Origin of the sequence: Nonomuraea sp. B10E15 (assembly GCF_039871615.1) — a bacterium.
Lineage (GTDB): Bacteria > Actinomycetota > Actinomycetes > Streptosporangiales > Streptosporangiaceae > Nonomuraea.
This window is the reverse complement of the sequence record NZ_JBDPMB010000030.1, coordinates 21,317-34,054: the sequence shown is the minus strand read 5'-3', so window position 1 is coordinate 34,054 and position 12,738 is coordinate 21,317. Positions and strand designations below refer to the sequence as shown.

Genomic DNA, 12,738 nt, shown 5'->3' with positions numbered 1-12,738 from the left:
GTGAAGTCCACCTTGGCCAGGGCGGCCGTGGTGTACATCGCCTCGCTCTTCAGGCCGTACTCGATCCGATCCAGCGTGCCTCCGCGCACATAGCGGGTGTCGTCGGCGGGCTTCAGGTTGCGGCCGTAGGAGTTGGTCTCCTTGTCGTAGAAATAGGCGATCGCGTTGCCGCGCGGATCCACGACGTAGTCCAGGTTCCACCGCCACGCCTGCTGGCACCACGACTCGGCGAAGGTGTCGCCGTGGCAGTCATCGTTGGCGTCGTCACCGAACACCGGCACCGTCCACGCCGAGTCGGTGGTCTCCTCGTCCGAGCTCCATCCCGGCAGCCGGTTGTAACCGAAGTAGTACTTCACCCCGTTGGGAGCGGTGATCAGCCAGTATTCGTCCTGCCTGGCCCCGTTTCCCCGGACGTCGTCGCCACTGCCCTCGATCCGCTCGATCTTGCTGCCGTCGTCCGCCCGGAACTTCCAGGTGTTCTCGCCGGCTGGGACGAGCTCGCCGCCCTTGCCGTTGAAGGAGACGAACGCGTTGTCGTAAGCCCAGCACAGGTCGCCGGGCTTCATCCCGTCGGAGTTCTCCACGCCCTCGTCCGCGCACGACCTATAACTGCGCTCGATGTAGCCCGGCCACAGGTCGAACCCGTCCCCGATCCAGGAGGACTGGTTGTTGGTGGTGGCAGTGCGGCCGTCCACTGCGCCGGAGGAGTACCCCAGCTCCACCCCCGGCACCAGGCCCCCTGGCACCTCGGGCACCGGGATGTCGTATGACCAGGCGAAATCACCGGTGTTCAGGTTGACCTGCCACGCCGACGACGGCGACAGCGACGTCGCCTTGTAGTCACCCAAAGCGCTCGATGTCCCCGCCACCGCCGCCAGCACGGTGGGCGTGCCGGCACGCAGCTTCACCTCATCCACTGCCAGGGTCCGACGCTCGGCGTCGTTGACCGTCTTCAGCGGCGTCGCGGTACGGCATTCCGGCACACCGGGCGTGGTCAGCGCACACGCGGGCAGTTCGACCAGCGTCATCCTGGAGGCGTACGCCCCGCCGTACAGGCCGGCGAAGCTCGAGTAGTCCAGACTGGCGCCCACCGACCCCTCCGCTCCGGTCGTCGACCGTAACGTGAACATCGGGCCGTCGGCGCCGGCCTTCAACGCCGCCTTACGGGAAAGGACTCCGGCCTCGACCTCGCCGACGGCGGCCGTACCTTTCATGGTGAGCGTCAGCGGTGTCCCCGCCGCGGCAACCGCGGCCTTGGCCCCTGCCGCAGGCAGCGTGACCACCGCCTTCTTCGCCCGCGGCCAGGCGCTTCGCGGTCTTTCCCGCGGCGTGGCCGGCTCCTTGGTCACCGGCCGCGGCTTGGCCCGTAAGACCTTGCCCGCCACCGGCCTGTTCCGTTCGGGCTCGGCCGAACGTTGTTCGCCGGACGGCAGCGCCGCGCCCTGGATCAGGCACGCCACCACGACCACCGACATCGCCGCCGCAGCCCGTCTGAAAAGTGAGAAAGGCCTCATCCGATTCCCCCGGGGACTTCGGTCGGCAGGCCCGACGCGCCGATGGACAGGTGATCGATCTGCAAATCGGTGAGTGCGCCGTGGAAGGCCCACACGTCGGACACCGCGCCGGGCCAGTGCTCCCCCCAAGTGGATGACCCGGTCTTGACCCGGCCGAGCTGCATGGGCTGGGCCGACTTGAACGTCATCACGTTCTCCTTCCAGGAGGCCAGGTCGACGCAGCCTGCGCTGTCCTCCCCGCCGTCGTCGGCGCAGACGGCGTCCTGCAGCCCTCCGTTCACGTAGAGCATCAACTCGTCGGCGAACGCGTCGTAGACCAGGGCCACGTGGTTCCATTCCGTCGCGCTGAAGAACAGGCCGTTGTCGATGGTGGTGAGGGTCGCGTCGGCGGTGTCCTTGTCGGCCGTGACGATGCGCCAGCGGCCCGGATCCTTGGTCGGATCGGAACTGGGCACGTATCTCACGGCCAGCGCGCTCTGCTGGGTGGACGGGACACTGAGCAGCGTCACCTGCCGGTCCGGGACAGCCGCCGTCTGAGCCCACGCGCTGATCGTGAAGCTGGTTCCAGTGTCCAAGGGGCTCTTCGCGGTGACGGCGTAGTCGTCGACGCCGTCCAGCGTCACCGTGCCGTCGATCCCGCCCGGCCCCACCTGCGCCCCGCCGTACAGGGTCATCGCGTTGCCGGACGACGAGGCGTCCGGCGTGACTGGCGGTGTACCCGATGACTCGGTGAAGAGCCAGCGGGCGGCGACCACCGGCCGCTGTTTGAACAGCTGCTTGACCTCGTCGGCGGAGAGCACCCGGTCGAACAGGCGGATGTCGTCGATCTGACCGGGGAAGAAGTTGCCGGGGACGCCGCTGTACAGGCCGGCGCCGACCTGGAACGCGCCCGCCGCGTACCACGGGCTGTCCAGCGTGACCTGGCCCGCCTTCACGCCGTTCACGTACAGGGTCAGCGTGTCGGCCACCGTGTCGTGCACGCCGACCAGATGCGCCCACTCGCCCGCCTGCGGCAGGCCGCCCGTGGACTGCACGGCCAGGACCTGCCCGGCATCCGGGGCGTCGGACTTGTGCTGGTTGAGCACCCACCGGTCCAGGTGCGCGGAGTAGAAGAGCTCCACCCCGCTGCGATACTGGCCTTGCTGGGTGAGCAGCACGGCCGAGTGACCGGGCTTGGCCTCCAGTCGCGCCCAGACCGACACGGCGAAGCTGCGGAAGGTGTTGATGTGCGGCGTGCTGACCACCGCGTGGTCGTCCGTCCCGTCGAGCGACAGTGCCTTGCCGCGCACGCCCACGGCTCCGGCCGACGCGCCGCCGCGGAAGACCGCGGGCATCACCTGAGCATGCCCGATCACTTCGGTCGCGCCCGCCGGTTCGTCGAGGGGGAAGACCGCGCTCGCCGGCCGGTTCCCTCCGGTCACCGGCTCCTTGGCGGAGAGCTTGGCCACCTCGCCGTCCGCCAGGGCGCGGTCGAAGATCTCCACCTGGTCGAGGGAGCCGGGCAAGAAATCCCTCGCCACGCCCTTGGTGGCGCCCGCCCCGAGCCGCACGCCACGAGCGGCGTTCCAGCCGATGTCGTGCGCCGTCGATCCGGCAAGGACGCCATCCACATACAACCGCAGCTGGTTGAGGGACGCGTCGAAGGAGCCCATCAGATGCGTCCACGTACCCACCCGGACTCCGCCGGCGGTGCTCGGCATCGCACGCACCGTGCCTGCCCCGGCCTTGTCCGCGGCGTAACTGGCGAACACCCAGCGGTCGTCCAGGTTGGAGTAGGACAACTCGTAGCCCGCCGTTTCGTTGCCGAGCTGTGCGGCCACGACCGCAGGATGGCCGGGCAGCGTGTCCAACTTCACCCAGGCCGAGACCGAGAAACTCTGCGTTGTGTCCACCACGGACAGGTCGGTGGCGGCGTGGGCGTCGGTGCCGTTGAGGGCCAGCGCCGTGCCGATCGCGCCCTCCGCGCCGAGGACGGTTCCGCCGGCGAGGGTGAGGGGACGCGGCGGGGTGGAGCCCTGCGCCTGCGTCTGACCCGCGTTCTCATCGAACTGCCAAGTAGCCCGTTCCGGCTGCCCCGCCTTGACCCGGAACCGGTACCCGGTGGGCGCGGAGCGGTTGCCGGCCGCGTCGAACGACTGAACCCACAAGGTGTTCACGCCAGCCCGTGGCGGCAGGAAGGTGAGGGTGCGGGCGGCCCCGCTCGTCGTCGTGACCGTGTTGTCGGACGAGGGATCAACGTTGATGCCGTACCAGTACTTGGTCGTCTGGGTGTCGTTGCCCCCGATGACGAACGAGCCGTACTTGCCCATCCCGTCGTACCAGGGATCGTTCGGATCCTCAGGGTCCTGCACCGGGTAGTCGCCGGAGGAAATGGCCGGCGGCTTCGGAGCGTCGGTGTCCCAGCGGAAGTAGCAGGCCGTCGGGTCTCCCGCGTGGGACCACGCCGAGTACTGAGCGCCGTCGTAGACGCGCACATACCAGCGAACCGCCTTGTCCTCCGGGATCGACGACGACAACTGGATGGAGAAGTCCGACCCCGACCGCTTCATGGCAGAACGGGCCGGCTGCCACATGCCGCCGTCCCACGCGGCCTGGAACTGCACCGACACGTTGTCGCCGTCGGGATCGGTGATGTTGTTGGCGTAGATCACACCCAACGACCGCACCCACGGCGCGTCGCCCGGCTGCTTGCAGACCCCGCCGTACTGCATGGTCAGCTGCGACATCCGAGGCTGTGCCGGCGGACGGTTGTAGCGGACCCGCAAGTAGGCGTCGTCAGAGAAGCGCTTCCAGCTGTACCTGTCGCTCTCGTCGACAGCAGGTGCTCGCAGACCGAACGTGATCGTGGCCCACTTGCCATCGGCGGCCTGTTGCACCACCGATTTCACGTCGAACTCGGCATCCCTGGCGGCGCAGCCGTCGTAGCCGTAAGCGAACGTCTCCGTCCTCAAGTAGTCAATCCAGAATCCGGACGCTTTCTGGGTATTCCAGGTCGTGGACTCGGAAATGCCTTTGGTGCGCCAGAGTTGCACGGGCATGGCGGTACAGGAGGCCGACCACGTGTTGGGCACGACGAACTCCGCCGACAGCACCGTGGTGCCCGCGAACCTGGAGACGGGCATGCGGTAGAACAGCCGCTTGACGTCGTAGGGATTGCAGTACTCCCAGCCGCAATACCCCATGCCCGCGTCGTGATCCCCATTGAATTTCCACTGTGGGCTTGACGCCCAGTACTTCGAGGCCATCGTCCACGCGGTCGCCTTCGGTGTGTACCACTGCGGGTCGATGAACACCGGGTAAACCGTGTCCGCCCCGGTGAGCAGGTTCGTGTCCGGCTTCAGCACGAGTTCACGCCCGCCGCTCGCCAGGTCGACGCCGACGTGTGCTCGGTTCGCCCCCTTGTCGTCGGCCGCCCGGGCATGGTTCGCATCTTTCTTCGAGTCCCACATGACCGGGGGCGCGGCCTCGAAAACTGTGCCTCCCGCCGCACCGTCCACAGCCGCGAGCCCGCCGGCGTCGGTCTTCCGCACGCTCATACCTGAGGTGGCCATCGTGAGCCTGAACTCGCCGACTCGCCGGGCTGCGTCGGGCGTCTTGACCACCAGCAACTGGGTGAACCCGTCCACCTGAGCGCCCAGCCGAAGATCCACCCCGGGCAGCACGTCAGGGTAGACGGCGGTGGCCTCCTCCAGCCGAGGCTCGGGCAGCTTGCCCGGCCAGGAGAGCGCCAGTTCACGGCCGGCCTTGCTCATCCGGACCATCGGTACGTCGCCGCCACCGGAGAACCGCAGGCCGACCGTGGCCGCCTTCGGCGCCACCGTGCCGTCGCCGCTCTTGGCCAGCGTAATGTCGACCGGACGCCACTGGCCGTCCACCCGCGCCCGCACCGGCCGCAGGTGCTCGCGGGCCTCCAGCCTGCCGTCGGGGGTGGCGAAGACCTCGCTGCTCTCCCCCCGCAGCGGAACCACCTCAACCGGCTTGCGTGTGCTCCTGGCCTGCGCCAGCGCCTGCTCTTCTGCCAGCGCCCCGCTCTCGGCCGGGGCGGCTGTCGGCGGCGCGACCGCTGCTACCGCTGAAGTGCTTGGCGACCCATTGGCTCCGGCGGCGAACGTCGCCGCCACCAACGATGTCGCCAGACCTAAGCGCCAAGAATAAGTCTTCACATGGCCAAAGATGAGTGGCACATCGAACCAGCACATCTGTCATATGACCAGTCGCAGTCCGCCGGTGAGCCGGACCGGTCGCCCGTGGGGTCGTGCGGAAGGCCGCTCGGATGACGGATTTGCTTTTACTGGGAGAGGAAGCGCCAAGAGCCGACGGTGACCGTCGCAAAGGCGTTCAGCATTCGGTGGTGAGGTGCCTCGAGAATGCCATCCCGTTGAGCCACTCATTCTGCAACGCACCGAAGAACGTTTCCGCCAGCGCGCTATCCCAGCACACCCGGGCACGCCCCGCGGATCGACGGATCCCGTACCGGGCCAGATTCCGCCCGAACTCCACACTTGCGTAGTTGGACCCGCGGTCGGAATGGAAAATACACCCCGGCTGCGGGAGTGTCTCATTGACGGCGGATCTAACGATCAAGGAGATGCGTCTGATGACGGAGACCGCTGCTGGTCTTTCGAGTCAGCCTCGTCATCGGTCGCGCCAGGGCGGGCGCAAGTCGTGTCGGAGTTCGGGTCGCAGCGCCGACTGGGGCCCCGTTCGTGGGCGCGGCCAGGGCACGCCGGCGAGGTCTGCCGGCGGACTGGTCATGTGACGGATAACAAATTCAGCGGTTGTCGGATTTGCTGGGGCCATGTCGATGGAGACAAAGCGACGCCCCGGGCGTCCGCGTAAGGGCGAGGAGCAAGACACGCGCCGGCTCCTGCTCGACGCGGCGCTGGAGCTGTTCGCCGTCAAGGGCTACGCCGCGACGAGCGTGCGGGAGATCGCCGGGCGGGCCGGCGTCCACGGCAGCGCGATCTACTTCCACTTCGCGAATAAGGACGCGATGTACGCCGCCCTGTTCGAGCGGTTCGGGCCACCCCTGCTAGAGGCGTTGTGCCCGGACCTGGACGCGCTGGCCGCGATGGAGCCGGGCCCGGCCGTCCGTGCCCTGGCCGGCCAGCTCCTCGAGGTGTGGTCCAGCCCGTGGGGGCGGCGCTTCGCCGGCGTCGTCCTGCGGAACGGGGCGGGGCACGGAGGAGCCCGCGGGCTGGTTGAGGCGATCGAGGTGGCCAGGCACCGGCTCGCCCAGCCGTTCGAGGCGTGGCAGGCCGCCGGTCTACTGCGGGCGGACCTGCCCGCCGAGCACCTGGTGTGGGAGCTGATGGCGCCCCTGGATGTCATCTGGTTCATGCACCTGCGCCCCGACGCCACCGCCGACGACATCGCAACGGCCGAACGCCTCGTGGAGACGCATGTCGGCTTCTTTCTCACCTGCACTCTGACCAAGGAGGAAGGTTCATGACCGTTCACGACACCCAGGTGCTCGTGGTGGGCGCGGGGCCCACCGGGCTGACCGCGGCGATCGAGCTACTGCGGCACGGCGTCGAATGCGTGCTGATCGACGAGCGGGACGAGCCCGCGCGGTATTCGCGAGCCCTGGTGTTGCAGGCCCGCTCTCTGGAACTGCTGCACCTGCACGGGCTCAGCGACGCGATCGTCCGCGACGGGTATCTGGCGCCCGGCTTCAACTTCGGCGCCGACGACCGCACACCCGCGATGGTGGAGATGTACCACTCCGGGAGCCGCTACCCGTTCATGCTCACGCTGTCGCAGGAGGAGACCGAGCGGACGCTGACCGCGCGGCTCCACGAGCTCGGCGGTAGCGTCACCCGCGAGGCGAGGCTCGTGTCCGCCGCCCAGGAGCGCGACGCGGTGTTCGCCACGGTGACCGGCCCGGCGGGGGAACAGAGCACTCTGCGCGCCCGCTACCTGATCGACTGCAGCGGCTCGCACAGCGTGCTCAGCGGCGCGTACGGCACGACCAAGCACAGCACCCTGTTCGACGGCACCGCGCTCATCGCCGACGTGCTGGTCGAGGGCGACCTGCCGCGCGGGTTCGTCAGCCTGCACACCAACGAGCGCGGCGGCCTCGCCTTGCTGCCCTTCCAGAACGAGTACGTCCGGGTCATCGCCTTCGACCTGACCAAGATGGGCATCTCGCATCGTGAGCCGCTGGAGCTGGCCGACGTGCAAGAGACCGTGGACGCGATCGTCCCCTACCCGCTGCGCATCAGGGAGCCGAAGTGGATCACCCGGTTCCGCGCCCAGGACCGGCTGCTCCCCTCCTACCGGGACCGCCGGATCTTCTTCGCCGGTGACGCGGCCCACCTGTACATCCCGGTGGCCGCGCAGGGCATGAACACCGGCATCCAGGACGCCTTCAACCTGGCCTGGAAACTCGCCTACGTCTGCCGGGGCAGGGCCCCGGAGTCGCTGCTCGACAGTTACAACGACGAGCGGCACACCATCGGCGAGCGCACCCGTAAGCTGTCGGACATGCTGTTCCGGCTGTTCATCAACCAGGCGCGCTCGGCGGTGTACCGCAAGGTCAGCAGCAAGATGCTGGGCCTGGCCCTGGCCACGATCCCGGTGCAGAACCTGATGAGCGGCCGGGTGACCCAGACCGGGGTGAACTACCGGCACACCACGTTGTCGAAGGCACAGCGCCTGCCGAGGCCGGCGAGGGGCGCGATCAACGCCGGCGACCGGGTGCCGGACCTCGACCTCGCCGACGGCGGTGGCCCGGGCGTCCGCCTGTACGACCTGCTGCGTGAGTCCGGCTATCTGCTCGTCGGATACGCCTCCTCCTACACCTCCGAGACGATGAGGACGGCCATGCTGGCCGAGCTGTCGCGGTTGCAGGACCGTTATGCCGGCTCCCTGCGCTGCTTCATGGTGCTGGGCGAGGGCCTGCCCGGCTCGGGCGAGGTCCCGACGCTCCTGGACGCCAGGCGCGAGCTGCTGCACCGGTTCGGGGCCAAACCGGGTGACGTCTTCCTCATCAGGCCGGACGGCTACCTCGCCTTCCGCACCAGCGACCCGGGCAGCCTGCCGCCCCTGCTCGGCTCCTGGCTGAGGCCGGCCGAGGCGGAGTTGGCCTCCGCCTGAACCCCGGCAGGTCAGATGGCGTGCATCGTGGCCGGTGCCGGGATGATGCTGGCGCCCTCGCTCGGCGCCCGCCCGGCCCGGAGCGACGGCCACGACCGGCAGATCGGCAGCGGAGTCGCGTGTGCCAAGCTGACGTGATGCTGGATCTCCATCGGTTGCGGCTCCTGCGGGAGTTTCGGCGGCGCGGCACGATCGCCGCCGTCGCGGAGGCGCTGTCGTACAGCCCATCGACAGTTTCGCACCAGCTCAGCGAGCTGCAGATCGAGGCCGGAGTGACGCTGCTCGAACGGGACGGACGCCGGCTTCGGCTCACCGAGGCCGGACACGTGCTCGCCCGGCACGCGGACGTGCTGCTGGCCCACGTGGAGCGGGCGGAGGCCGAGATGGCATCCGCAGCCGGGGCCGTCGCCGGGGTGGTGCGGATCGCGGCTTTCCAGACCGCCGCTGTCCATCTGGCGGCCCCGGCGCTGGCCGCGCTGGCGCGCGATCATCAGGCGCTGCGCGGGGAGATCACCGAACTGGAGTCGGACCAGGCGCTCGACGCGCTGTTGCGCCGCGAGGCGGACCTGGCGATCTGCGACGACTACGACGGCCGCCCCCTACGGCGGCTGCGCGGGCTGACCGTCGAGGACCTGTACGCTGAAAGCGTCCGCCTCGTACTCCCCCGCGGTCATCCAGCCAGGCAGCTGGCCGACGTGGCGGGAGCCCAGTGGGCCGGCGGCCACCGCGGCACCAGCCACGAACGGCTGATCCAAGACGTGTGCGCGGCCAAGGGCGGCTTTCACGCGGACATCAAACACCGCGCGACCGATCTCCTCGTCCTGCTCGCGCTGGTGGGCGCCGGCCAGGCCGTAACGCTGCTGCCCGATCTGGCGCGCCCGGAACGCGAGGGCTCCGTGGAAACCCTCGACATCGGGGTCGGCCGCAGAATCTTCACCGTCGTCAGGGACGACGGTCTTGCCCGCCCCGCTCTGGCCGCCGTCCGTGCGGCACTACGCGCCGCCGCCGGGTCGGCTCGTTGACCGGCTCACGAAGGACGGCCCGCTCAGGGCATCAGCACCGTCATCCCCGTCGTGGTCCGCTCGCCGATGGCGCGATGGGCCTGATCGGCCCGCTCCAAGGGGAACGTCTGCCCGATCGCGACCTTGAGGCGGCCTGCGGCGACCTGCTCCAACAGCTTCCCGACGGCGGCCGAGACGCGGTCCTGTCGCTGCATCTGTCCAGGAAGGGCATAGCCGACGAGTGACAGATTCCCATGCATCAGGGACATACTGGAAACCTCAGCAGGAGAGCCGCCCGCCGCCCCGAAGCTCACCATCCGGCCGAATGGCGCGAGGCACTCCAGACTTCGAGCGGCCACGCTGCCGCCGATCGAGTCCAGCACGAGGTCCACGCCTCGCCCCCGAGTGGCTTCCATGATCTGACTCGGCCAGTCGTCGCCGGTGTAGTCGACGGCGATGGCGCCCAGAGCCCGGATGTGGTCGAGCTTCCCTTGCCTGCTCGCCGTACCGATGACGACGGCGGCCCCCAGCAGCCGGGCGAGCTGCACGGCGATGCTGCCCACACCTCCCGCCCCGGCGTGCACGAGCACGGACTCTCCCTGCCGCAGGCGGCCGGCGTCGTGCAAGGTCTGGTACGCCGTCACACCCTGTACCGGCAGCGTCGCGGCGCTCTGGAAGTCGACGGTGTCCGGCAGCGGAACCACGGCCGGGGCGGCGGCGAGCGCGTACTCGGCATAACCATGATCGACCCAGGCCATCACCCGCGACCCCGGCTCAGGCGCGCTGACCTCCCGGCCGAGCGCCGCGACCGTGCCCGCCACCTGGAGCCCGAGCCCCGCGGGGAGCGGCAGTTCCTGGCCGAAGCCGCCCTGGCGTTTCATGACGTCGCCGTAGGCGATGCCGGCGGCCGCCACCTTCACCAGGACCTGGTTCGGGCCTGGCGAGGGCACGTCGACGTCGTCCAGGCGCAGTACTTCGGGACCGCCGACGGCGTGCATGCGGATCGCCTTCATATGTTCCTCCGTGGACCGTAAGTGGTGTCGAGATAGCTGCTCAGTTCGCGAACGTCGCCACCGAGCAGGGCGAGGTAGCCATCGGGGCGGACGAGGACCAACCCGCCGCCGTCCATTCCGTACCGGACACGGATCCGCCCGTCCGGCACCTGCCGGACGTCGATGAGGTCCGCGAGGTCACCGAGCGTGTCGCGCAGCGCTGGCGGCTCGGCTCCGGGCACCAGCAGCGTGTGCTTGGAAGGGTGCAGGAGCCCGATGTCGGGGAAGCGGTCGCCCACCGCGAGCCGGTCGTCGTTGCTACCTCCTGTCCCGTCGCGGTAGGAGACGTCGAGCTGGGTCAGCGCCCGCGAGAGGATTCGCTGCACTGCCGGCCGGGCGGTGACATGCGGCGCGATGTTGCGGCGCGCCGCGGTCGCCATCGGGTTGCGCAGCAGCGTCATCCGCGTCGCGCGGCGCGTCCCCTTTACCAGCCGATGCGCGACGGGCGAGCGCTCTGCAGCGTAGCTGTCCAGAAGTTCGCGGCGTGCCCTGCCCTGAACGACCGCGGCGAGCTTCCAGCCGAGGTTGAACGCGTCCTGGATACCGGTGTTCATGCCCTGCCCGCCGACCACCGAGTGAACGTGGGCGGCATCGCCCGCGAGGAAGACACGATCGACGGAGTGCCGCGCGACCTTACGCTGGTTGATCCGGAAACGGCCGGATTCCACAATCGTCGCCAGGCGGGTGCCGGGTGGCGAGCACATGGCCACGGCCTCCCGCACCTCGTCGAAGGACACCTCACCGGCGGGCGCCCGGCCGGGCGGGTAGGCGATCGTGATGCGGTGCAGGCCGCCGGGCATGGGGAAGTAGGCAACGAAGTTTCCCTTGTAGAGGAAGGAATAGAACACGTCGTACGGCAGCGGCCACTCCACGCGCCCGTCCGCCACGGCGAAGTTCTCCTCGAACGCGCCTCCGACAAAGGGCACGCCCAACTGATGCCGTACCGTGCTGTGGGCGCCATCACAGCCGATGAGCCACGGCACGCGCACCCGCTCGACCGTACCGTCGAGATGCCGCAGCACAGCCTCGACTTCTCCAGGCTGCTGGGACAGCATGGTCAACTCGACGCCGCGTTCGACCAGGACGCCATAGTCCTTGAGCCGGGCGCCGAGCAGTTCCTCCACTGCCGGCTGCGGCAACATCAGCAAGTACGGGTGCGGCGTGTCCAGCCTGCTCAGGCTGAGATCCAGGAACTGCTTGTTCTCGCTGAAGAGCCTGAACTCCGTGACGGGCACGCCCTCCGCGACGGCTTCTGCCGCCAAGCCCAATCGCTCGAACAACTCCAGGGTCCTCGGCTGGACGCCAAGCGCCCGCGTCTGGCTGGTGGGAGCGGATGCCACGTCCACGATACGGACGTGGACGTCTCGCCTGGCCAGTTCGACTGCCAGGGCGAGGCCGGTCGGCCCCGCACCGACGATCAGGACTTCCGAGCTACTCATCACTCCTCCTTCAGAACCGCGGCGAGGAACAGGTCGACATGTGCGTCCACCTCAAGCGGTGGGACCGGAGCGTCCCCAGCCGTCTGAGGCGCGACGAGCAGCACGTTCGTCAGCGCATGCACCACCAGCGGACCGACGAACATACGAGCTGCGGCCACCATGTCGACGTCGCGAATAAGCCGTGCCTTCTTACCGGCCGTGAGCAGCTCGATGGTGAGCTGGAACGCTCGTTCCGGCACCGAGCGGCGAAAGATCTCTCCCACATGGGGCAGCCGTGGCGTCTCGGCGATCACGATCCGCGCCAGCTCGATGTACTCGCGCTCCATGAGCTCGCCGCCCAACTCGCGGGCCAGAGCCCGCAGCGCGCCGTCGAGCTCGCTCCGCGTCCTGGGCAAGACAGGCGCGCTGGTGCCCAGCTTCCCCGCTGCAATGAGATGTTCGAGCACGTCGGCGAGAACCGCCTCCTTACTCGGATAGCGGGAGTACAGGGTCTCCTTGGAGACGCCCGCTTCCTTGGCGAGCGCCGCCGTGCTCACGGCCGCGAACCCATGCCGCAGGAACAAGATTTTGGCCGCCTGCCGGATCTGCGACACTTTTGCGTCGTCCCGGGCTTGGACTTTCATGGGACCTCCCC

Annotated in this window: 8 protein-coding genes; 4 read left to right on the top strand and 4 right to left on the bottom strand. The window is 69.0% G+C overall.

Annotation, left to right across the window (positions count from 1 at the left end; translation table 11 throughout):
- Positions 1–1,510: 1,510 nt before the first annotated feature.
- Complete coding sequence (locus ABGB14_RS44885; RefSeq protein WP_347649997.1) at positions 1,511–5,482, bottom strand: LamG-like jellyroll fold domain-containing protein; 3,972 nt, start codon at positions 5,480–5,482, stop codon at positions 1,511–1,513.
- Between the two features lie 830 nt (positions 5,483–6,312).
- On the opposite strand from ABGB14_RS44885, the gene ABGB14_RS44880 reads away from it, so the two are divergent.
- From ABGB14_RS44880 to ABGB14_RS44865, 4 genes are read left to right on the top strand one after another with little or no spacing between them, the layout of a single operon-like run.
- Entirely contained in the window at positions 6,313–6,966 is a 654-nt protein-coding gene (locus tag ABGB14_RS44880; protein WP_347649996.1) for a TetR/AcrR family transcriptional regulator, read from the top strand.
- Positions 6,963–8,612 carry an FAD-dependent monooxygenase gene (locus ABGB14_RS44875; RefSeq protein ID WP_347649995.1) on the top strand — a complete coding sequence of 550 codons (1,650 nt, stop codon included), beginning with the start codon at positions 6,963–6,965 and terminating at the stop codon, positions 8,610–8,612. Before ABGB14_RS44880 ends, ABGB14_RS44875 begins: the two co-directional genes overlap by 4 nt.
- A gap of 15 nt (positions 8,613–8,627) precedes the next feature.
- A complete protein-coding gene (locus tag ABGB14_RS44870; protein WP_347649994.1) occupies positions 8,628–8,750 on the top strand; it encodes a hypothetical protein in 123 nt (40 codons plus the stop codon).
- Positions 8,750–9,634, top strand: coding sequence for a LysR family transcriptional regulator (locus ABGB14_RS44865; RefSeq protein WP_347649993.1), 885 nt, complete (start codon positions 8,750–8,752; stop codon positions 9,632–9,634). The genes ABGB14_RS44870 and ABGB14_RS44865 overlap by 1 nt, the downstream gene beginning before the upstream one ends.
- Positions 9,635–9,657: 23 nt before the next feature.
- Here ABGB14_RS44865 and ABGB14_RS44860 read toward each other — a convergent pair whose 3' ends face one another.
- Genes ABGB14_RS44860 through ABGB14_RS44850 form a run of 3 tightly spaced genes read right to left on the bottom strand, consistent with a single transcriptional unit; the run spans position 9,658 to position 12,727 of the window.
- On the bottom strand, positions 9,658–10,626 hold the full coding sequence (locus tag ABGB14_RS44860; RefSeq protein ID WP_347649992.1) for a zinc-binding dehydrogenase: 969 nt from the start codon (positions 10,624–10,626) through the stop codon (positions 9,658–9,660).
- A complete protein-coding gene (locus ABGB14_RS44855; RefSeq protein ID WP_347649991.1) occupies positions 10,623–12,104 on the bottom strand; it encodes an FAD-dependent monooxygenase in 1,482 nt (493 codons plus the stop codon). Before ABGB14_RS44855 ends, ABGB14_RS44860 begins: the two co-directional genes overlap by 4 nt.
- Positions 12,104–12,727, bottom strand: coding sequence for a TetR/AcrR family transcriptional regulator (locus tag ABGB14_RS44850; protein ID WP_347649990.1), 624 nt, complete (start codon positions 12,725–12,727; stop codon positions 12,104–12,106). The genes ABGB14_RS44855 and ABGB14_RS44850 overlap by 1 nt, the downstream gene beginning before the upstream one ends.
- Positions 12,728–12,738 lie beyond the last annotated feature (11 nt).